The following is a 22,172-nucleotide window of genomic DNA, read 5'->3' on the forward strand; positions in this document are numbered from 1 at the left end:
TGATCGAGGACAAGGGGGTACGCGCGTGGACACGCTCGATTTCGGCGGGAATATTTTTGGTCGATCTTCGTTGACAACGCGAAAATCGGTCGATTAAATGACCCCTTGGGGATGCCGTCGCGCTTCGTGACGAGCACATCAACAACGCGTTTTGATGAACATGAGCAAGGGCAATTCCACGAATCGAACGGCGGCCATTTCGGTCGAGCAGTCTCAAGCGCTTCTCGCGGAGCTCGAGGAAGTCGCCGTGCGTCGCGGCGTGACGGTCCGCTACGAAAAGCTCGCGCACGGTCCCGTCCGCGTCACGCACGGAACCTGCCGGGTGCACGAGCAGGACCTGATCATCATCGACTCGCGCATGGGGCCCGCGGAGCGCGTTTCGGTGCTGTCGCGCGAGCTGCGCCGTTTCGATCTGGAAAACGTTTTCGTGCCGCCGGCAGTGCGTTCGCTGCTCGACGCGGCGCCGCGAGATGAGGGGGGCGTGACATGATTTCAAAGGACGAGATCGAACAGATCCGCGAAAGACTGCTCGCGGATCGGGTACGACTGCTCGAGAGCGCGAAGGGGACGCTGAGCACGATGAACGAGCCCAACCCCGACGACCTCAACGACGAGGTCGACCACGCGACGCTCGAGCAGCACGAAACGGTGGACCTGCGCCTGCGCGACCGCGAGGCGGGCCTGCTCACGAAGATCGACGAAACGCTCCGGCGCATCGACGCGGATTCGGACGAGTTCGGATTCTGCGGAAACTGCGGCGGAGAAATCGGCTTCAAGCGCCTGCTCGCGCGGCCGGTCGCCACGCTGTGCATCCGATGCAAGGAAGAGCAGGAGGGCCTGGAGCGCGGTTACGCCGACGCGTGACGTCGCGCCCGAATCATGAATCCCGCCGAAGCCAGGCCCCGCCCGCTCCTTCATCTCATCCTGTTTGTCCTCACGATCGCGTCCGTGTACGCGTCCACGCGTCCCGGCAATCCGCTCGCCGTCTTCATCCACCCCAGCGCCCTCGACAGTTTCGTCTTCGCCCTCGCCGTCATGGCGATCCTGCTCGCGCACGAGCTCGGCCACTACTTCGCGGGACTCGCGCACCGCGTGGCGCTGACGCTGCCGTATTTCATTCCCGCCCCGTTCGCCTTCGGTACGATGGGCGCGATCATTCGCTCGAAACGCATCGCGCGGCGCGCGCACCTGCTCGACATGGGCGTGGGCGGCCCGCTGGCCGGCGCGGCGCTGGCGGTGCCGTTCGCGGTGATCGGCATTTCCCTGTCGCACGTCGAAGCCCTTCCCGCGGACGGCTTCGCGATTCTGCTCGGCGACAGCCTGCTCTTTCGCGCGATCGTCTTTTGGACGCACGGCCCCATCGCCCCCGGCGCGGACATCTACCTGCACCCGCTCGCGCTGGCGGCGTGGTTCGGCCTGCTGGTCACGGCGCTCAACCTGATGCCCGCGGGCCAGCTCGACGGCGGACACATCGTCAAGGCGCTCGCCGGGCGCGCGCACGCCACCGTGTCGCGGCTCGTGTTTCTCGGGCTGTGTTTTTGGGGAGCTTTCGGCGACGCACTGGTCGTCGATCCGCGTCTCGGCGTCTCCGGCGCGATCTACGCCGCGGCTTGCACCTACGTCGCGTTGACAAAAACGCCTCCGCCCCACGCGCGAAAAATCCTGCTCGCGCTGTTTCTCGCGCACATGACGGTCGTCTCGTGGATCGAGGTCGAGGCCGTCAGCGCACCCTGGCTCGTGTGGACGCTCATGCTCTACGTGTTTCGGCTCGACCACCCCGACGTGGAAGACCCGGCCGCGCCGCTCGATTCGGCCCGCATCGCCGCGGGTTGGCTGAGCCTCGCGCTGTTCGTCGTGACCTTCGTGCCGGTGCCCATCCGGGTGCTGGCCGGTTCGTGAGCGCCCGAGATATTTTCGAGAGGAGGAGGCCGACATGCCCGGAGCGAAACGCGACATCGTCATCAACGCGAACGCGCGGAAGTGCTACGAGGTCATCGCCGACTTCGAGCGCTATCCCGACTTCGTCGAGGAGATGAAGAAGGTGCGGGTGCTCTCGCACACCGGGGATCGCTGGCGCGTCGAGTACACCATCCACATCGTCAAGGACATCGTCTACACGCTCGATCTCACCGGCGTGCCGGGCAAGAGCCTGACGTGGACGCTGCACTCGGGCTGGTTCAAGCGCAACGACGGCGGGTGGACCCTCGAGGAACTCGGACCGGGCAAAACGCGCGCCACCTACACGGTCGATATCGACGTGGGTCCGCTCGTCCCCAAGAAGATCCTCGACATGGCGGTGGGGCAGAATTTCCCGGCGATGCTCGAGCGCTTCAAGAAGCGCATCGAGACGGGCGTCTAGCGTCACTTCACGATCGTGTCGGGCCCTTTGCCGGCGGTCTTCTTGTACGTGCCGTCGCGCTCGCGCTTGTACTGCGTGAAGCCGTGTTTCGCGATGTTGTCCGCCGAGAGCACCGCCGAGTCCGGGCGCGTGTTGATCGCGGGCGCGCTGACGAGGCGGCGGCACGCCTGTCCGCAGCGCGGGCAGTGCGTGAGCTTGTCGTCCGAGAGTTTCTGAAACACCTCGAATCGGCCTTTGCACTCGGCGCACTCGCCCGAAACCGGCGCGTATTCGTAAACGGGCATCGCGTTCTCCACGGTCCGAACAACGCCCAATGTAGGCGCGCCCGCGCATGGCGTAAACCGACCCCGATTGTGCGACGTCCGGGCGGCGCGCAGGCAACGATTTCGTGGACGGCGCAAGCGGCTTGACGAAGCGCACCGCGCGGCGCGAAGAGGGGCCGACCCCTCCGCGAGGTGCCCCATGTCCCGCATCACCCGGCCGCTCGTCATCGCGCTTCTTCTCGCCGCCGCATCGTTCGCCGTCGCGGACCAGCTTCCGCGCGGTCGAACGGGCCAGGGCGTCATCCGCCCAGAAAATGCGAAGCCCGTGGACGAAACGCAGCTCGTGCTCGTCGCGGAGCCCGAGGTGGAGGTTGACGGGCTGAAGGCAAACATCCGCTTTCGCACCGCCGCTCCCGCGCCCGCCGCGACGGTGTACTTCGGCACCTTCGAGCCCGACCAGCAATGGACCATCCCGCGATACCGCCGCGCGGCAAAGGAAATTCGCGCCGACATGGGGACGGAGCACGTCGTCGAGCTGAAGCTGGGTTCGCTGATGGCGCCGGAGGTCGATCTCGTCGGCGCGGCGAAGGCGGGCGGCGCGGTGGTGCCGTATCGAATCGAAGTGTACGACGCGAAATCGGCGCGCACGGTGTTTTTCGACCGCGTCTTCGCGTTTCAGGATGGGAAACGCGCGCCCACGATCGCCGAAGGTCCATTCGTCGATCTGGTGGACGCGAGTTCCGCCGTAATCTCGTGGGAAACCGACCTGCCCACGCGCGGCGAGGTGATCGCGGCCGGGAAGCGGTTTTCCGCTCCGGGCACATCGACGCACTTCGAGATCCCGATCACGGGGCTCAAATCGGGCGCGCAAACGCCGTATCGCGTGCGGATCGAATCGGGCGACTTCGCGTTCGAGAGCCGGGAGTTCGCGTTCAAGACCGACGACCCGTCGTCCGGCGAACTGGTCTTCGCGTCGTTCGGCGACAGCCGCGAGGGCGTGGGCGGCGGCGAATCGCAGTTCGGCGGCACGAACTACCGCACGCTCGCCCGGTTTTTCACGGCGGCGGCCGAGTCGGGCGCGGAGTTCATCATCCACTCGGGCGACCTGGTGAACGGCTACACGACGAGCAGCACCGACTTTGCGATGCAGCTCGCGGCCTTCAAACGCGCGTCGGGCATCGTGGGCCACTCGGTGCCGGTTTACGAGGCGATGGGCAACCACGAGATCGTGATGGACAGCTTCGACGTGGACGGCGTCGGCGTCGTGTCGTTCGACAAAACGGGCGAGGACTCGAGCGAGGCGGCGTTCGCGCGGGCGTTCGTCAATCCGCGCAACGGACCGAAAGCCGACGCGCCCGGCGCGCCGACGTACGACGAAAACGTTTACACCTTCGATCGCGGGCGTTGCCGCTTCGTCGTCTTCAACAACAACTATTGGTGGTCGAGCCACGCCGAGACGTATGGCGGCAACCTCGAAGGCTACGTGATGGACGACCAGTTCGCGTGGATGGTGCGCGTGTTCAACGAGGCGAAGAACGACTCGCGCATCGATCACGTCTTTCTCGTTGCGCAGGAAGCGATGTACCCCAACGGCGGCCATGTCGCGGATGCGATGTGGTACCACGGCGGCGACCCGGCGAAAAACGACGGCGTCGACCGTCGCTACGTAGTGGCGCGGCGCGACGAGATCTGGCGCGCGTTCGTCGGCACGGGCAAGGCGGCGGCCGCGATCTTCGGCGATGAACACAACTACAACCGCACATGGATCGGCGACGAGCTCGATCCGTCCTACGGCGGCGGCGCGTGGCAGATCATCTCGGGTGGAGCCGGCGCGCCCTACTACGCGCGCGAAACGAACGTGCCCTGGGCGAAGTTCGTGAAGACATTCAGCGCGCGCGAAAACTGGGCGCTCTTTCGCGTGAAGGGTTCGCGCGTCGAGATCGAGGTTCGGTCGTTCGCCGGCGAACTCATCGACCGAGCGGTTCTGAAAGACTAACGCCCGTCAGGCGCGGCCAAACCGAAACGAGGCGAAACGAAGTCGTAGCGCGGCGTCGTGTCGATCGTGATCCACCCCGCGCCGGGAGCATTGATGCGCGTGCCGGTCGGCGTCGCGATCGCGCTGACGCCGCCGCCGGAGCCCGTCACCGTGCCGCCGCGATTCCACGTAAGCGCGCCACCCGCGTCGCCGAATCGGAACGTCCAGCGCGCGCCGTTCCACTCGGCGAAGACGCGCCCGCCATCGGTCGTGAACTGGTGCGCGCCCAGCGTCATCACCGTTTTCGCGTCGATGTAAACCCCGCCGCTTTTCGCACCCGGCGCGACCTGCATAAACGCGAAGCGCCCGTTCGTGGCGAGCGCGAGCGATCCCGTCTGCGTCTTGGTGAACGAGCGCTGAACCGAGCCGGGCTGCGCGAGGGCAAAGACCGCCGTGTCGCCGGTCACGCGCACCGCCGCCGCGCCGTCCACGGGAATCTGCGTGAAGCCGCGTGGGTCCTCGACGCCGGGAACGTAGGGCAGTCCCGCGCTGACGAAGGCCGCGACGTTGGCGGCGTAAGGCGCGCGCACGTCGAGGGTGCGGTGCGTTTGCGTCTGGCTCCACGTCCAGCCGTGTTCGTTTTCGCGGTCCGTCACGACGAGCGATCCCTTGTCGCCCGCCACGCGCACCTCGACCCCCGCGTCGTCCGGCTCCCATTGCGCGCCGTTCGCGAGCAGGGTGTAGGCGTCGCCCGTGTCGCCGCCGCCCACGCCGTTCCACAGTACGCCGAAGGTGCGCGGCAGGTGGTGGCGCATGTGGTCGAGCACGATCACGTAATCGTCCTCGGCGAAGAACGTCATGCGCTCGAACTGCGCGCCGTACCACGAGCTGGCGCCGCGAGCGAACGCGACCGCGCCGTCCGTCTGCGCGTCGGTGATGAAGGCGTCGGTGCCGCCGAGGATCATCCAGATCGGCGACGGCGGGCCCTCGGCGTTCACCGTCGGGACGTTGTGGTGATTGCCCTTGGCCACGCCCCACCGGCTGCTCCACTCGATGTAGCCGGGATCGATGAGCAGGTAACGCCCGCGGTTGTAGAGCGTGACTGACAGGTTGTCGCCCTGCTCGTGGCCGAGGCCGCCGAGGCGCGCGCCGCCATGTTCGGCGAGCATCATCGCCCACGCGTCGCCCGCGTCCCAGCCCGTGCGAAACACCGCGTATCCGCGCTCCGGTTCCACCACGTGCGTGAAGTCGGGCGGCGTGGGGTCGAGCGCGTCGTCGAAGAACGCGATGAACTCCGGCGAAAGTTCGTTGATGTAGTTGGAATAAAGCGGGAAGCGGTCATTTTCGAGCCAGTCCCACGCGAGCACGCCGTCGCCCAGCGCCGCGGCAACCAGACCGTTGAAGTAGCCGTACTGGTTCGCGTCGTCCACCGGGGCGTACGCGCCGTCGGGCATGCGGATGTCGACATACCAGCGGCTCATCTCGTGCAGCAGCGGGTTGTCGAGCGGGTTGGCGACCTCGACCTCGCTCCACGTGCAGTCGGGCCCGAGCAGGCACCAATCACGCTGAAAGACCGTCTCGGTTTCGCCGACGAGGCGGTCGTATGCGAGGATGAAGGGCAGGTGCTGCAATGCGCTGTAGGTGCCGTATCCCGGGCCCTCGCCGTACGCGCCGTCGCCCGCGAGCATCACGTCGTAGAGCCGGTGCATGCCCTCGGTCACCGCGAAACTGACCCACTTCAGGGAATCGTCGCGCTCGTTGAGCACCATGCCCGCCATGCCGAGCGCGCCGTCGATCTTGATGTGGTGATTGGAGAGCGAAAACTCGCCCCACCATGCGAGCTGGTCGCAGTAATCCGCGTAGAGGTTCGCCACCATCGTGCCGAGCCGCGCGGCAATGGCGTCGAGACGTGTGTCGTCGATATAGCCGGACCCCGCGAGGAAATCGAACGCCGCGACGTAGCCGTGCATCGCCTCGGCAATGTGGATGTCGTCGTCGATCAGCTCGTAGCTCCACGCGCCGAAATCCGTCGCCAGCACTTCGAGAATGTCCGCGGCCTTGTCGGCCATCGCGGCGTTTTCGTCGATGATCGCGGTGAACGCGGCGCATTTCGCCACGTCGCCGTTGGCGTTTTCGCGATTCACGTCGTAGGTGTCGGGGACCGTCGGGCTCCAGCCGCCCGCGGCCCGGGAACGCACCCGATTCATGAGCGTCGTGTAAGGCTCGCGGTCCACGCGATCGCGCAGGTCGTCCACGTCGCCGGGCTCGAAGAACAGGCGTGGGTACTCACTGATCTCGGAGTGCCACGGGCCCGTCGGCTCGGGCAAGGCGTGCGAGACGTTCGCGAGCGAGAGGAGCGCGAGGACAGACAGGGCGACAACGCTTCGACGCGACATATCCGACTCCAGGCGAATTCAAACCGAATGCGAACGCCCGGAAATCATAACGCAGGCTCCGTCAATTGTCGCGCGGGACTTCGCCGCACGAGCCGAATTGATGCCCGCGCCTCGGTGTGCCATTTTGCACGCATGTCGGCATCCGCCTGGTCCCCGCGCATCGATGTTCGGATTTTCGCCGCGCCCGCGATCGTCGCGCTCGCGTGGGCGGCGGGGCTCGCGGCGTCCGTGCTGGTCGTCCCGGCCGACGTGCGGGGCTTCGTCGCATCGGCACTCCGGGACGCCGTGCCCGCGACGACGATCCTCCTCGCCGCCCTGTGGCACGCGGCCCTCCTCGTGCTCGCACGCCCGCTCGAACTTCCGCGCACGTCGGCGCATGTGTCCGCCGCTTATGTGTATGTGGTCGCCGCGGCGTGGGGCGACGGCGTCGCCATGGCGGTCGCCGCCGCCATCGGTCTCGCCGATCTCGTCCTCGCGTCGAAGCGGGCGCGTCGCATTTCGCCATGGCTTTTCGGCGGGTTGGCGGTCGCGCTTTTCCTGCCGCTCGCGATCGTCACCATGCGGGCGGGCATCCCTCCGGCGAATGCGTTCGGTTCGGCGCTGGTCGTCGCGCTGGTCGCGGTCGCGGTGCGTCGCGAGCCGCTCGGCGAGATCCTTCGCGATGAACTCGCCGTGCTCGCGGCGTCGGCGCTCGCGGGGTTTGCGGCGCTCGCGGCGATGCAGTTTGCGGTACACGACTTCGTCTTCGCGCCCGTCGCGGCGCTCGTCGCGTGGGGCGCTCATCACGCGCGCGGCCTGCAGCGGCGGCAAACGAATGTGCGCGCCTTTCACGCGGCGATGATCTTCACGGTGATGGCGGGCTTCGCGTCGGTCGATCTCGCGCTCGCGCCAATGAAGATCCTGCTGCCCGAGGCGGTGCCCAACCCCGCCGCGCGCGTGGCGGACCGCCCCGAGGGCGAGCGCGTGGTGCCGCCCGGATTCTTCAACAACGACGGCGACCCCGCCGGATGGTGGATCCAGACCGGCTTTTTCCGTTCCGGACCGCCGAGTCCGGACAAAGAGCTTGGCACGATCCGCGTCGTCGTGCAGGGTTCGTCCACCACCGCGTGCATGAACCTCGACCATATCGAGGAGGTCTGGACGCACGTGATGGAACGGAGCCTCAATGCGACGAATCCGGGGCGGCCTGTCGAGGTCGTCAACGCGGGGATTCCGGGCACCACGACGCTCGCAATGCTTCTCAACCTGCGCGCGGCGATCCTGCCGCTCGGCCCTGATTTCATCGTGCTCTACGCGGGCGCGAACGACGCGGCTTACGGCCACGGCCCGCTCACGCAGCGCCAGATCTACGACCTCGCCCGCGCGGGAGCATTCGAGCGCGACGCCCAGGAGGACGTGCGCGTTTTCGGACGGGCGGATGATGCGCCCTCCGCAATGCGTGTCGCCGTCGCACGGCATCTGATGCGCTCGACGCTCTACCGGCTTCTCGCCGCGCGAATCTTCGCCGTGCGCGCGGCACAGCCTGCGCTCGCATCGCTCGTCCCCGCCGTGCCGGCCGTGCCGCTGGCCGACTTCGCGCGCAACCTGAACGAGTTCGCCGACGAATGCGCGCGCGCGGGCGTTCGGCTCATCTTCGTCGGCGAAGGGGTGCGCATCGACATCGACGATTACAAGGCGGTGATGAAAGACCTGGCCGCCGCGCGCGGCATCCCATACATCGACGCGCAGCCGATCTTCTCCGCATGCCCCGGCCCGCTGGAAACCTTGATCTTCGACACGGTCCACCTCACTCCGGAAGGCTCGCGCTGCCTCGGCGAGGGGCTCGCCGTTGAATTGCGGACACGCGGACTGCTCGCGGGGGACACACCGTGAAACTGTTCGGCCCCTGCCCGCGCGGATTGTTGGTGGCCGCCGCCTGCGGATTCGCGCTCGCCGCCATCACGGCGCTTCGCGCGAGCCCGGCCTTCGCACCGACCTCGCGGCTCGTCTCCATGTGCGCGCAAATGGGCGGAGAGGACCGCGACGCCTGCCTGATTCACGCGTATCGCCGTTCCGGCGACGCGGACCTGCGCGAGACGCGCACCCTGTGGCCGCTCGCCGTCGGGGCGTTGCTGCGTCAGGGACGCCCGGACGACGCCCTGCGTATCGCGGGCGAACGGCTCGGTACCTCGCCGGAGCCGGCCACCATTGCCGCATACGCCGCGACGTGGGTGGATGACGCGATGCGCGCCGATCGCGAAGACGCCGCGCGCGCCGTAGCCGCATGGGTGCGCGATCGCGGCTTGAACGCGCAGGCGCTCGCTCGGCTGGACGAATCGGTCGCGTGGATCGCTCACCGGCTCGCGCTGGCGCGCGCGCTCGACCGGCGTGAATACGCGGTGCGTTATCACGAGGACGCCGACGCGCCGTTACGGGAGGTGATCGATCTCCTGCGGCGCCCGCCCGCCGTTTCGGAAGACGTGCTCCGCGATTTGACGATCCGCTTCCGCGACGTGGACGACCGTGTGTTCACCGATCTGCTCGAACTCACCCGCGAGCGACCGGGGTTTCTGGGCGAGGCGGGCGCGGAACTCGCGTCGTTCGTCGCGCGGCGCATGGAACGCAAGGCGGCGCTCGACCTGCGTCAAACGGTCGATGCGATCGGAAACGATGCGACGCGGACGGACGAGGTGCGGGACTTCCGCGCGCGCGCCCGGCTCGAAAAGGTGCCCGACAATGACGGAGTAACCGCCGGTGGAAATGGCTCGCCGGTCGTGATAGACGAGGCGGATTCAAATGCGATTGGGATAGTGCCATGACCGCAAAACGCAGCCTGTACCAGAACGTCGTCGATCAATTCGACCGCACCGCCGACCTGATCCGCCTCGACCCCGACATCCGAAAAATCCTGCGCTGCACGACGAACGAAATCGTCGTGAACTTTCCCGTGAAAATGGACGACGGGCACGTGGAGATGTTCACGGGTTATCGCGTGCAGCACAACAACGCGCTGGGCCCGTACAAGGGGGGACTGCGTTACCACCCCTCGGTGTCGATCGACGAGGTTCGCGCGCTGGCGGCGTGGATGACGTGGAAGTCGGCGATCGCCAACATCCCGTTCGGCGGGGCCAAGGGCGGTATCCAGTTCGATCCGTCCGGCTTTTCCCGCCGCGAGATCGAGCACATCACGCGCCGTTTCGCGTTTTCGCTCGGCAACGACATCGGTCCCGATTACGACATCCCCGCGCCCGACATGAACACCAATGCGCAGATCATGGCGTGGATCATGGATACGTATCTGTCGTCGCTGCCGCCGCACGAGCGCCAGCGTTCGATCCACGTGGTGACGGGCAAACCGATCCGCTCGGGCGGGAGCCTGGGGCGCGACAAGGCGACGGGGCAGGGCGTGGTGTACGTGCTCGAGGCGTGGGCAAAGGACCACGGCGTCGATCTGTCGAAGTCGACGTTTTTCGTTCAGGGCTTCGGCAATGTGGGGTCGTGGGCGTCGCGGATTCTGTGCGCGCTCGGGGCGACGCTCGTCGGCGTCGAGGACGCGACGGGCGCGATCTGGCGGCGCGAGGGGCTCGATCCCGAGGCGCTCGCCGTTTACGTGGCCGAGCGGCGCGGGGTCGCCGGGTTTCCGGGCTCGACGCCGCTGGGTCACGACGATTTTCTCGCGATCGACGCCGAAATCTTCATCCCCGCCGCGATGGAGAATCAGGTCACCGCGGACAACGCCGACGCGCTGCGCGCGCGCATCGTGATCGAGGGCGCGAACGGTCCCATCGATCCCGACGCTGACCGCATGCTCGCCGCGCGCGGGGTGACCGTGATCCCGGACGTGCTCGCCAACGCGGGCGGCGTCACCGTGAGCTACTTCGAGTGGCTTCAGAATAAGCGTCTCGAGTTTTGGGATCTCGAGGAGGTCGATCACAAGCTGCACAAGATCGTCACGTCGTCGTACGCGCGCGTGTTCGCGCGGCGGCGAGAATACGACTGTGATTGGCGCACGGCCTCCTACGTCGAGGCGCTCACGCACCTCGAAACCGTTTACAAGGAACGCGGCATCTTTCCGTAAATCCAGCGGTGGTCATGTGGCACAGCCGCCCCCGGCTGTGCACTCTTCCCGCACAGCCGGGGGCGGCTGTGCCACACGTCCCATTTTTTCCCTACGCGTTCACAAACGGCGGCAGCGGGCACGCCAGCGACGACGCGACGACGCGCAGCAGATCGGACTCGTTGACCGTGACGTGCCGGTCGGCGAACGCGGTGTGCGCGGCGGCGTCGATGAACGCACCGCGAATCTCGAACGACGCCTGTGCCAGCCGGTCGAGCGCGCGCCCCACGCGGTCCCACGCGGGACGCTCGGCATGCTCGTATTTCGGTTTCGTCGCGGCGAGTTCGGCGATGCGCGCCACACCGGCCTCGAAGGCGGTTCGCGCATCATTCGCATCCGCCGGGTTGCCCGCCCGGGCGATCTGCGCGAGCAGCGCCGCCATGTCGGGGATGAGCGGTTTGACGGATTCGAACGCGACGCGCGTCGCGCGTCCCGTCTGGCGGCGGGCGCGTTTCGCGATCAACCATTGCAGGCACCACTCGAAGAGCGTGACCTGGCCGTCCGCGGCGACGAGCGCCTCGATGGTCGGACCGAGCGCGGCGATCCGCTCGGGCGCAAGCGTGCGCAGGGCCGGCGCGGCGAGGTCGACGAGCGGCAGCCGCGCGCGCGGGTCGAGACCCTGAACCGGCTCGAAGAGCCGGGCCGCATTGGCGGCGACGGCGTCGTCGAAGCGGCGGGCAAGCGTGATCTGCTCGGCCCGCATCGAGGGTTCCACCGCGAACAACAGAGCGAAGACGACCGCGCACGCGCCGTCGCCGGTCCGGGCCGCGTCGCGCAGTTCCTCGGGAATCGAGCGATGGATCGCCTCGCCGACGCCCGCGCTCGCCGCGTCGAGCGAGCCCACGCGCGTGACGATGGTTCCCGGATCCTCCGAGACAATTTCGGCCACGGGCAGCGTGAACGCCGATCCCGCGAGCCCCGAGACGAGTCCCGATCCGCCGTGCGCCGCTTCTGCGACGTCGAACGCGCCGGGCAACTCGGGATTGAACGAGGGATCGACGCGCTGAATTCGCTCGACGATCGGCGGATGCGTCGAAAGCAGACCCGACAGCATCGAAAACCGGATGCCCTGCCCGAAAAACAGGTGGCTCGCCTCTTCGGCCTTGGGCGAGGCGATGAGCGAACCGCCCTCGAGGCCTGCGATTTTCTTGAGCGCGCCGGCGAGACCGTACGGATTGCGCGTGAACTGCACGGCGGACGCATCGGCCAGATATTCGCGCTGGCGCGACACCGCGGACTTGATGATGCGCCCGATGAACGCGCCGAGATACCCGATGATGAGCAGGGCGAGCCCGGCGAGGAGAAACACGGGTGTGCCCTTGCTGCGCGACGAGCGCCCGCCCGATCCGGCGCGAATGAGAATACGGCCGATCACGGTGAGCGCGAGGATGCCGAACAGCACCCCCATGAGCCGGATGTTGATGCGCATATCGCCGTTCAGGATGTGCGAGAACTCGTGCGCCATCACGCCTTGGAGTTCGTCGCGGGACAGCCGTTCCAGCGTGCCGCGCGTGACGGCGATCGCCGCGTTGTCGGGTGCGTATCCCGCGGCGAAGGCGTTGATCGCGCTCTCGTCGTCCATCACGAAGACGTCGGGCATGGGGACACCGGACGCGATGGCCATTTCCTCGATCACGTTCATGAGACGGCGTTCGTTGGGGTCGCGCGTCGCGGGGTCGATGCTGCGTCCGCCGAGCATGGCGGCGATCGACGAGCCGCCGCCGCGCAATTGCACCACGCGGATCAGGCTGGCGAGACCGATCAGGAGCACGAGCCCCGCGAAAACGGCGCCGAAGATCACGGGGTCGAACAGCAGTTCATCGAGCGACGGCAGGCGCGCGTTCTTGGAAGCGGTTTCCGCCTGCACTGAATACACCACGCCGACCACCACCGCGTGAACGGCGACCGCCATGCCCAGCACCGCCACGACAAACAGCAGGATCAGGCGACCGGTTTTTTTCCGGGCCCGATCCTGATGCTCGAAAAAGTTCATCACGCGCGCGTCAGCCATCATTCGCCTCCGGGTATTTCAACAGGCCCTTTGCGAACATTTCGAGCAACGGTCGCTGCTCCCGAGGGTATTTCCGCAAATTGCTCATCGACTCGTCGGTCGCAATTTCGACCACCCGTTCGACGACGAGCTTCACCCACGGCACCTTTGTCCGATTCGCGACATCTCGCAAACCGGCCGCGACGGCACTGTGCAAGTGGGTTCGATTTCGTCCGAACTGAAGGATGTGAAAAATCCGAATGAGTTCGATTTGGGTTTTGCCTCCGCACGAACCGGACGGAATCAGCTGGTCGATAAATGGACGAAAATCGGCGGAACCGGAAATCCTGTATCGGGCTTCCAATTCCTGAAACGTTTTGTACGTGCTCAGGAATTTTACGAAGAGGGTGATGGGCTTGCCAAGATTCGCCTTGATCTCGAAGCAGATGCGAAACAAAGGCTCCGTGAGGTCGTAGAGCGACTCGCGTCCGACTTTCTCGGAGCGGACGATGCGCTTGTTCGCGAGAAGGCCGAGTTGTTTTGAAACGGTCTGCTCAGTCTGAAAACAGTTGCGCGCAATCTCTTTGACCGGGACTGACGCGCCGCCGCATTTGCACAGGTACTCGACGATGCCCTGCTGCGAGCCCGTGAGCGACCCCATGCGCTCCTGATAATAGGCCGTGAGTTCCTCGACCATGGTGAGGAAAACCCGCTCGATGTCGCCGATCGTGTCGAGGTCGATGACCTGATAGAACGTCACCATGAGGCGCGGGTTGCCCTCGGTGTACGCGTGGATGGCCCGGACGCGGCCGATGCCTTCCGGTGTTCCGAGCTCTTCGCAAAGCTGAGTGCGTCCGTCCCACGCCGCGAGCGCGCGGACGAGGCCGAGCGACTCGTCTTCGGTGAGCGGATCGAGGTGGCGCGTCCGGAAAAATCCGTAGAACGGGGCTTTCTCGATCGACACGGCGGGGAAGAGTTCCTGCGTCGTCGCCACGACGAGCCAGTTTTGCGTCCGCTGAATCAAATCGCGAAACTTTTTTTGGCCCTCTGCTCCCAGCCCGGAAAAGACGTCGTCGAGATTTTCCGTGAGCAGGACGAGCATGCGCCCGCCGACGTATTCGACGAGCATCCGCTCGGCTGCGCTTTCCGCGTCGTCCAGACGCATGGTCGTGAGTTCGTCGATCTTCGCGGCGAGCGTTTGCCCGTCGGATTCGCGTCGCTCGAAGGCGCGCAGGATCTGAACGATCCAGACGAGGTACGACGAAACCCCGCGCTCTTCCTCCTTCATGTAGGCGATCGCCAGCCTCCGACGTAGAGCGCTTTTCGCGATGACCCGGTTGTAGATGACGGCCATAAGATGCGATTTTCCGCTGCCGCGCGGCCCGACGAGAAGCCATTGGTGCCCCGATCGGTTTTTCGCGCCGTCGGCGATGTCGCGCTGAATCTGATCGACCAGTTTGCCGTGCTTGACGAGCACGCGTTCCAGCAACTCGGGATCGGAGTTGCCCGGCGTGAAGCGGCTCAGAAATGGAAGTCGGTTCGTCGCCATGTCAGCCCCGATTCACGCGCCACCACCGGCGGATCAAGCCGTACTTGAACGCATAGCGGCGCGGCGAGTCTTCGGCGAGCACGAGGTAGTGATCCGTAACCAGCATCTCGACGCACTTTCGGAACTCGGCCTCGGTTCCGGGGCGCACGCGCGCCGAAACGTCGTCGTGGAGATCGCCCTCGGAGACCGGCTTTTCGGCACGGGCGACCGTGTTCAGAATCTCCGTCGCGACGACCGACGCGTCGGGATGGAACGTGTAGCACTGCTCGATCCGATCCGAGTAGTGCCGGAACGAGACGTTGTCGTCCGCGTCGCGGATCAGACGGTCGACCGCGCCGCGCGCATCGCCCACCCGGACGGCGCCCTCGATGTCGCAGAGCTTCACCGCCGCATGGCTCATGTAAAACGGCAGGCCGTCGGCTTCGTCCGCCAGCGCGCCCGCGACCTCGTCGATGGGGTCGCCGAGTTTGATGTCTTTTCCGTCGACCAGTCCTTCCAGATCCAGTCGCGCGTGGCGGATCGCGTCGTCGCGGTCGAGTCCGCCGAGCGAAAACGCGTACATGTCGTTTTGCGACGGATTTTTGTGGCCCTTCGCGCGAAGCGCCGCTTCGACGAGGTGCAGGCCGATCGAGCCGGTGAAGAGCATCCGCACGCGCCCCTTGGGGTCCTCGTGGCGGAAGTCGCGCAGCAGGTCGAGAAGTTGCATCGCCTTCGGCGCGCCGTGGTCCGCGGCGATGTTCTCGACCATGATCGGAAACTCGTCCCAGATCAGAAGCAGGCGTTCGGCGGAGTTGTCGCGCAGATCCCGCAGGAGCGTCATGAGCAGGTTCTGCCAGTGGTCGCGGAATTCCGGCAACTGGAAATTCAGAACGGACTTCCCGCCAAGCCGGCCATGGAGATCTTTCAGATTGGCGAAAATGTATTCCTTGACCGACGCGAGCGCGGACAATTCGGCGACGAGCCGGGACGCGAACTCGGCGGGTGAGCGGACACCCTCGATGACGAAATAGACAGGATGCCAACCGTCGCGCGGTGCCGCTTCCATTTTCCGGACCACGCACGTTTTACCGATGCGGCGCTCGGCCACCAGGATCGCGCTTTGGCTCTCCAGCGTGTTCCACATCCGCCGGATGATGTCGTCGCGTCCGATGATCCGGCCGGGCGGAACGGCTCCTCCGGTGATGGGTCGCGGCATGGGTCCTCCAGACACGCGTCGAATTCGACGTACGTCAAAATCAACGTACGTCAAATTCTTCGTATGTCAAACCGGCCCGCGCGTCAAGCCCCTCGCGGGTCGGCGGGCGATCAGGAGAACGATACCTTCGGCGCCTGGCGCTCCTGCGGCGACTCGATCGACTCCAGCAGATCGGCCTGCGAGAAATTGAACATGCCCGCCACGATGTTCGCCGGGAATTTTTCGCGGGCGATATTGTACGAGGCGACCGCATCGTTGAACGCCTGGCGCGAGAACGCGATCTTGTTCTCGGTCGAGGTCAGTTCCTCGGTCAGTTGCATCATGTTCTGATTGGCCTTGAGGTCGGGGTACGACTCGGCCAGCGCGAACATCTTGCCGAGCGCGCCCGTGAGCACGCCCTCGGCCTGCATCAATCCGGCCATGGCGGACGGGTCGCCCGGGTTCGCCGCCGCGGCCTTGCCCGCACTCACTGCGCCGCTGCGCGCGGCGATGACGGCCTCGAGCGTCTCGCGTTCGTGCTTCAGGTAACCCTTCGCCGTCTCGACGAGATTCGGGATCAGGTCGTAACGACGCTTGAGCTGCACGTCGATCTGGGCGAACGCGTTTTTGAACAGGTTCTTTTTCGTGACGAGGCCGTTGTAGATGCCGACAAAGAAAATCACCACCACGGCGATAATGCCGAGGAGCACGAGCATCGGGATCATGGGAACCTCCCTCTATCGGCACGAAAGGGAGCCGATCGCGCCGCGTTGTTCTGTCCGATTGACGCGCTCATCATACGAACGCCTCGTGGGGCGAACAAGCATCAATGCGCCTCTCGTTTATGCACCCGCGCGCCGCGTTCGTTTCCGCCAATTGCGCCAATGATCGGCGATGACGCGCACGGCCCGCGCGGAAAGCTCCGGCGGCCAGCCCGCGATTTCGCGCTGCTCGCGCTCCGGGCGACGCGCGATGTCGGCGGTCGCGCGCGGGATGTGGAGAAAGCCGAACGGAATTCTTCGATCAGCACGGGCCAGATGGTGCGCCGCGGCGTACATCACCGCGTTGCACACGAAGGTCCCCGCCGAAACGGACAGCACGGCGGGGAGATTCGCGGCGTGCAATCGGTCGAGCAAATTGCGATCGCCGCGAAACGCGCTCCAATATGCCGCCGGTCCCCCGCGCACGATTTCCACGCCGTTCGCCACGCGCCCCGCGTTGTCGGGCCGCCCGGGCGCGTCGATCCAGTTGATCGCGATCTGCTCCAGACGCACGCACGGCGTGGGTGCGACACCCAGGCAGAGGGCCATGTCCGGTCGCGCGTTTCGCAACAGCGCCGCGATGCGCTTCGTGGCCGAGGCGTACTGCGTCGGCAGAATCTCGGTGTGGAGATCGAATTGCCCGTCCGCGAACAACCCGGGCAATAACCGCACGACCTCGGCGGAGGCATTGGGCGAAACATCGCCGAAGTCGTCGAATCCGGTGACCAGGAGCCGCGGCGCTGTCATCGTTTCCCTCCGATCGAGGCAAAGACCTTTACGAGCGTGCGCCCGGAACCCTACAATGCGCCTTCAGCCGAATGCCGGGGCGTGCGTGGCCTTCATCAATTACAAGACGCGGGATCTGAACGCCAAGGTGGTGTACGTCGGGCCGCCGGGGTCCGGCAAGTCCACCAATCTGCGGTGCATCGGCGAGCGGACGGCCAAACAGCACGTCGGCGACCTCGTCAGCCTGAACCGCGACGCCGAGCGAACGGCTTATTTCGATTTCCTTCCGCTGTTTCTCGGGCGCATCCATGGGTTCCGTTCGCGGCTGCACCTCTACACCCTGCCCGGGCACATCCCGTTCGAGTCGTCCAAGCGGATGATCCTGTCCGGCATCGACGCCATGGTCTTCGTGGCCGACTCCGGTCCGGACCGCGTTCAGGACAATCTGGACAGTTGGAAGCAGATCCGAGCCACGCTCGGCGACTACGGCATCGACTGGAAGGCCCTGCCCCGGGCCGTGCAGTTCAACAAGCGGGATATCGACGGCGCGCTGGCCGAGGACGAACTGCGTCGGCTGCTGGACGTCGAGGGGGCCGGGGTTTTCGGGTGCGTCGCCCTCACCGGCCAGGGCGTCTTCGACACGCTCAAGTACGTCAGCCGCGAGATTCTTCGCCGCATGCTGCAATCGGGACGGGCCTGAGCGGACTCCCCGGCGCGGACTCGACGCGGACCCGACCAGGATGTGTACGGGCGGTTCCGACGGCCCGCGGGGGATTCGACCGGCGGTCAGTTTTCGCTTGCGAAAAGCGCCCCCAGTGGTCCGACGCAAAAAGGTCTTCCGTTTGCGTCGATTTTGTGGCATATGGACGGCAATGAAGAGGGACGGCGATCGAAGTTCGAGACGATCGCGGCCCCATAACCCCTTGGAACCCGGACTTTATGGGAGGGTGACATATGACCAAACTTCTCGGCAATCGGTTCTTCCTGGTGGCGCTCGTGCTGAGCATGGTGTTCGGCATGACCGCGTTCATGGCCTGCGCCAGCGGTGACGACGACGACGACGATGACGACGATGCGGCGGACGACGACATCTTCAACGATGACGACGCCACCGACGACGACAGCGCCGATGACGACGCGGCCGACGACGACGCGACTGACGACGACGCGACCGACGACGACACCGGCGACGATGACGGCTCCGGCATCCCGCCCGTCCTTGGCGGCGGCATTTGGGATCCGGATCCGGCGGCGGACGACGGCACCGGCGCGATCGTCAGCACGCTCATCTGGACTGTGTGCGACGAAGACGACGACTTGGCCGGCGGACAGATTTTCGTGTGGCTGACCGGCACCCAGACCCCGGCCCTCGATGGCGACATCTTCTGGGATGACTTCTCCAGCGGCGCGCCCAGCGCTCCGGATTGCGGCGAGCCCATGGACGTGGGTATCGGCGTCGACTTCTCCCTCGCCGTTCCTTACGGCGCCGACCTTTGCGTCGATGTCGAGGCGACGGACGGCGAAGGCAACCTGAGCAACCTGCTCGAAAACATCTGCGTGTTCGTGCCCTGACGCACTGAATCGTGGAATCGCAAACCCCGGAGTCTTCGGACTCCGGGGTTTGTTTTTTGGGTCGGCCGCATTCGCGGCGCGCCTTGACGGTCGTTCGACACGGGTGCTAGCGTTCCCCATGGTTTTTTCTCCGGAGGGAACGTGATGAGGCTCGCAGCTTTCTGGTTGATGGCCCTGCTCGCACTCGGCTCAATCGCTTTGGCGTGCGCGGGCGACGATGACGACGATTCGGCGGACGACGATGACGACGATGACGATTCCGACGACGATGACGACGCCGACGACGACATGGACGACGATCTGGCGGACGATGACGTCGCCGACGACGACGCGGCCGACGATGATACCGGTGATGACGACACCGACGCCTGCCCGCCGCAGGAAGACGACGGGTCGTTCACGCACTACTACGAAAACATGACCGGCCAGACGCTGGTGGCGCTCGGCACCGTCGAGGGCTTCGATCTGCTCGCGGTTCAGACCATTCTCGCCCTGTCCGGCGGCAAGGTCGATTCGGCACAGTGGCAGTCCCCGGCCGACATCGCGGTCGGCGAATACGTTTGGGATGTGCCCGAAGGCGATGACCTGGGCGAGCAGGAGACTGCGGCGATCCTTGTCTACGGACTCAACCTCATCACGCAGGACTACGACAGCGCCTACGCCGCCGTGCGCGGATGCGCGTCGATCGACGCGACCGGCGGGGTCGGGGACCTGTACGAAGGTCAGATCACCAACACCGAACTGCGTCCCGTCAACATCGACACCCTCGAAGTCGACTGGGACAGCGGCGACAAGGCTTACATCGGCAACTGGATGGTGAGTTCGACGATCATCGCGCTGCCGTCCAAGTAGCGGGATCCCGAGCGTTGCGAGGCGCCCCGGCATCGCTGCCGGGGCGTTTTTTCGCGGAGCGCATCGCAACGCCCGCGTCTCCCCCAATTCCGCGAATAACTTTTCAAATCGAGCGACAATCCGGCGAATTTGCTATAGGAGTTCCGCATTTCGTCGAAAAACCCAACGATAGGCCGAATTGGCGGAGGTGGGTGAGATTTGACGATCCGCGCGAAGACCGCGGTGGCCGTGCTGTCCGCACTGTTGTGCTCGGCGCTGGTCGCATTTTTCATTTCGGGGATGGTCGTCTCCCGCGCGGCCGAGGAGGTCGCCCGACGCGACGCCGAGGACGCGGGTCGCCTGTTGATCCGCATCCTGAATCACGACCAGGCGGAACTGACCCGGATCGGCGAGGACTGGGCTCAATGGGATGACATGTTTGAGTATATCGCCACTCGAAATCCCGAATACATCGACAAGAATCTCGACGACGAAACACTGGCGCGAAACCGGTTCGACCTGTTCGCCCTCGTCGATCCCGACCGCCATCTCGTTTTTTCCCTCGGCTTTTCGCGTCGCGATCGCAAGCGGATCGACCTTCCGGTGGACCTCTCCCGGCTCGCAATGACGATTCCCGCTTCCATTTTCGAGTCCGTCGAAGGGGGATTCACGGGTTTTTGGACCGCCGGTGACAACCGGTATCTGATCGGTGTCGAGCCCGTCACACCCAGCCTGTACGACAAAGCGCCCAATGGCGCGCTCATCATCGGTAGGGAGGTCGACGACCAACTTCTACACGAATGGGAGCATCTGACCGGCCTCTCGATGCGGGCGGCGAACGCGTCCGAATTCTCGTCGCCCCAATTGCCCGAGTTCGATCGACCGCGGGTCGAGGCTGTGGAATCGGCGGAAGGCATTGTCGGAATGACCGTCATCCCGGGGGTCCTGAATACCGGACCTGTCGGATTCGCCGTCGGGTCCGGAAAAGCTTCGTCCTCCCGGTCCCGCCTCGACGTGTTGATGGTCCTCGGTCTTCTCGTGGGATCGGGGCTGCTCATCTCGCTCGTGGCCACGACCTCGATCGGGCGAATCCTCGTCCACCGGTTGGAAAACCTGCATCGATTCATCGCCGAAGTCCGAAGGACCGGCAGCTTCGATCGGCGGATCGCCCTGTCCGGCGAGGACGAGATCTCCGAGCTGGCCGCGGCGTTCAACGCGTTTCTCGACCGTATCGGCGCCGACCTGCTGCGCGTTCAGTCCGGGGCGGACGCGCTGCGCGACAGCCTGAGGATGATCGACGACATCATCCAAAACATGCCGGTCGGCATCATCCAGTTTCGACATCCTCGCGAAACCGGGCTTCTGGCGCTCATCGACGCGAACCCCGTGGCCGAGAAATTGATCGGACTGCGTGCGAACGAGCGGGCCGGCGACGAGTTCGACGGCCTGTTCCCCGCGGCGGCGTCCGTCGGGGTGAAGGACATGTTCCTCGATGTGATGCGCGGAGGCGCACCCATCGACGTCGACGAATTTTCGTTTCCCGACTGCCCCGACGACCGCGTCTTTCACATCTACGCCTTCGCGCTGCCGCAGGACCGCCTGTGCGTGGCGATCGAGGACATCACGCACCGCCGCGACACCGAGCACGAGCGCGCAAAGCTGGAAGAGCAGCTGCGTCAGTCTCAGAAGATGGAAGCGGTCGGGCGGCTGGCCGGCGGTATCGCGCACGACTTCAACAACATCCTGACGACGATCCGCGGATATTCGGAACTCCTGCTGGAATCGACGGAAGAGAAGAACCCGGCCCGCGAAGACCTGATGGAAATCCGAACGGCGGCGGATCGGGCCGCCCAGCTCATCGCCCAGCTTCTGGCGTTTTCGCGGCGGCAGATCTATTCGCCGCGCGACGTCGAGATCAACGATCTGTTGCTGCGTTCGTCGAAGATGCTCAGACGACTCATCGGAGAGGATATCGAGCTGTTCACGCAGGTCGCGGGAACCGATCTTCACCTGCGCGCCGATCCCACACAGATCGAGCAGATTCTGGTGAACCTCGCGGTCAACGCCCGCGACGCCATTTCGACCACCGGAAAAATCCGGATTCGGGTCGAAGCCCGGCGCGTGGACGAAGAATTCGCGGGAAAACATGCCGACGCGAAGGACGGCGACTACGTCATGATTTCCGTTTCGGACAACGGAACGGGCATGACCGCCGACGTGCAGGCGCAGATCTTCGAGCCCTTTTTCACCACCAAGGAGCGAGGCAAGGGCACCGGCCTCGGCCTGTCCACCGTGTACGGCATCGTGCGGCAGAACGGCGGATTCCTGGTTGTCACCTCGGCAGCCGGCGAAGGCTCGACGTTCGACGTCTTTCTCCCCCGGATCGTGGACCCACAATAGAAAACGGAGCGGGACGAAGCCGACGATTGAGCATGGCGGCAACGTTCTGCTAACCTGAACCTCATACCTCGTCGGCGACG

General features: G+C 65.5%; 19 protein-coding genes. 12 read left to right on the forward strand and 7 right to left on the reverse strand.

What is annotated here, in order from left to right:
- Positions 1 to 154 precede the first annotated feature (154 nt).
- The 4 genes from IT350_16650 to IT350_16665 are packed head-to-tail and all read left to right on the forward strand — an operon-like array spanning position 155 to position 2,359.
- Positions 155 to 490 (forward strand): hypothetical protein, encoded by a 336-nt coding sequence (locus IT350_16650; protein ID MCC6159684.1) that lies wholly within the window; start codon positions 155 to 157, stop codon positions 488 to 490.
- Positions 487 to 864 (forward strand): TraR/DksA C4-type zinc finger protein, encoded by a 378-nt coding sequence (locus IT350_16655; GenBank protein ID MCC6159685.1) that lies wholly within the window; start codon positions 487 to 489, stop codon positions 862 to 864. The genes IT350_16650 and IT350_16655 overlap by 4 nt, the downstream gene beginning before the upstream one ends.
- A 15-nt stretch (positions 865 to 879) precedes the next feature.
- Complete coding sequence (locus IT350_16660) at positions 880 to 1,899, forward strand: site-2 protease family protein (protein ID MCC6159686.1); 1,020 nt, start codon at positions 880 to 882, stop codon at positions 1,897 to 1,899.
- Between the two features lie 34 nt (positions 1,900 to 1,933).
- Positions 1,934 to 2,359, forward strand: a complete 426-nt coding sequence (locus IT350_16665) for an SRPBCC family protein (protein MCC6159687.1) — start codon at positions 1,934 to 1,936, stop codon at positions 2,357 to 2,359.
- A 2-nt stretch (positions 2,360 to 2,361) separates the two neighbouring features.
- Here the strand turns inward: IT350_16665 and IT350_16670 are convergent, their stop codons facing one another.
- Complete coding sequence (locus IT350_16670) at positions 2,362 to 2,643, reverse strand: zinc ribbon domain-containing protein (protein ID MCC6159688.1); 282 nt, start codon at positions 2,641 to 2,643, stop codon at positions 2,362 to 2,364.
- Between the two features lie 178 nt (positions 2,644 to 2,821).
- Here IT350_16670 and IT350_16675 point away from each other — a divergent pair, with 178 nt between their 5' ends.
- Positions 2,822 to 4,618: a metallophosphoesterase gene (locus tag IT350_16675; GenBank protein MCC6159689.1), complete on the forward strand. Its 1,797-nt coding sequence runs from the start codon at positions 2,822 to 2,824 to the stop codon at positions 4,616 to 4,618.
- Here IT350_16675 and IT350_16680 read toward each other — a convergent pair.
- On the reverse strand, positions 4,615 to 6,993 hold the full coding sequence (locus tag IT350_16680; GenBank protein ID MCC6159690.1) for a heparinase II/III family protein: 2,379 nt from the start codon (positions 6,991 to 6,993) through the stop codon (positions 4,615 to 4,617). The genes IT350_16675 and IT350_16680 overlap by 4 nt on opposite strands.
- A gap of 132 nt (positions 6,994 to 7,125) precedes the next feature.
- On the opposite strand from IT350_16680, the gene IT350_16685 reads away from it, so the two are divergent.
- The 3 genes from IT350_16685 to IT350_16695 are packed head-to-tail and all read left to right on the forward strand — an operon-like array spanning position 7,126 to position 11,050.
- Complete coding sequence (locus IT350_16685; protein ID MCC6159691.1) at positions 7,126 to 8,865, forward strand: SGNH/GDSL hydrolase family protein; 1,740 nt, start codon at positions 7,126 to 7,128, stop codon at positions 8,863 to 8,865.
- Positions 8,862 to 9,791 (forward strand): hypothetical protein, encoded by a 930-nt coding sequence (locus IT350_16690; protein MCC6159692.1) that lies wholly within the window; start codon positions 8,862 to 8,864, stop codon positions 9,789 to 9,791. Before IT350_16685 ends, IT350_16690 begins: the two co-directional genes overlap by 4 nt.
- Positions 9,788 to 11,050, forward strand: a complete 1,263-nt coding sequence (locus IT350_16695) for a Glu/Leu/Phe/Val dehydrogenase (protein ID MCC6159693.1) — start codon at positions 9,788 to 9,790, stop codon at positions 11,048 to 11,050. The genes IT350_16690 and IT350_16695 overlap by 4 nt, the downstream gene beginning before the upstream one ends.
- A 91-nt stretch (positions 11,051 to 11,141) precedes the next feature.
- Here the strand turns inward: IT350_16695 and IT350_16700 are convergent, their stop codons facing one another.
- The 5 genes from IT350_16700 to IT350_16720 form a co-directional block, all read right to left on the reverse strand.
- Positions 11,142 to 13,100: a M48 family metalloprotease gene (locus IT350_16700; GenBank protein ID MCC6159694.1), complete on the reverse strand. Its 1,959-nt coding sequence runs from the start codon at positions 13,098 to 13,100 to the stop codon at positions 11,142 to 11,144.
- Complete coding sequence (locus tag IT350_16705) at positions 13,093 to 14,628, reverse strand: hypothetical protein (protein ID MCC6159695.1); 1,536 nt, start codon at positions 14,626 to 14,628, stop codon at positions 13,093 to 13,095. The genes IT350_16700 and IT350_16705 overlap by 8 nt, the downstream gene beginning before the upstream one ends.
- Before the next feature lies 1 nt (position 14,629).
- Entirely contained in the window at positions 14,630 to 15,823 is a 1,194-nt protein-coding gene (locus IT350_16710; protein MCC6159696.1) for a hypothetical protein, read from the reverse strand.
- 110 nt (positions 15,824 to 15,933) lie between these two features.
- Positions 15,934 to 16,527 (reverse strand): LemA family protein, encoded by a 594-nt coding sequence (locus IT350_16715; protein ID MCC6159697.1) that lies wholly within the window; start codon positions 16,525 to 16,527, stop codon positions 15,934 to 15,936.
- Positions 16,528 to 16,644: 117 nt separating this feature from the next.
- Positions 16,645 to 17,310 (reverse strand): pyroglutamyl-peptidase I, encoded by a 666-nt coding sequence (locus IT350_16720; protein MCC6159698.1) that lies wholly within the window; start codon positions 17,308 to 17,310, stop codon positions 16,645 to 16,647.
- A gap of 55 nt (positions 17,311 to 17,365) precedes the next feature.
- On the opposite strand from IT350_16720, the gene IT350_16725 reads away from it, so the two are divergent.
- The 4 genes from IT350_16725 to IT350_16740 all read left to right on the forward strand — a co-directional run bounded on the left by IT350_16725 (position 17,366) and on the right by IT350_16740 (position 22,092).
- Positions 17,366 to 17,989: a GTPase domain-containing protein gene (locus IT350_16725; GenBank protein ID MCC6159699.1), complete on the forward strand. Its 624-nt coding sequence runs from the start codon at positions 17,366 to 17,368 to the stop codon at positions 17,987 to 17,989.
- Positions 17,990 to 18,243: 254 nt separating this feature from the next.
- A complete protein-coding gene (locus IT350_16730) occupies positions 18,244 to 18,861 on the forward strand; it encodes a hypothetical protein (GenBank protein MCC6159700.1) in 618 nt (205 codons plus the stop codon).
- A gap of 144 nt (positions 18,862 to 19,005) precedes the next feature.
- Complete coding sequence (locus IT350_16735) at positions 19,006 to 19,713, forward strand: hypothetical protein (GenBank protein MCC6159701.1); 708 nt, start codon at positions 19,006 to 19,008, stop codon at positions 19,711 to 19,713.
- Positions 19,714 to 19,911: 198 nt separating this feature from the next.
- Positions 19,912 to 22,092, forward strand: coding sequence for a HAMP domain-containing protein (locus IT350_16740; GenBank protein MCC6159702.1), 2,181 nt, complete (start codon positions 19,912 to 19,914; stop codon positions 22,090 to 22,092).
- The last annotated feature ends 80 nt before the right edge of the window (positions 22,093 to 22,172 follow it).

The sequence above is a fragment of the Deltaproteobacteria bacterium genome (assembly GCA_020845895.1).
In the GTDB taxonomy this organism is placed as follows: Bacteria; Lernaellota; Lernaellaia; order JACKCT01; family JACKCT01; genus JADLEX01.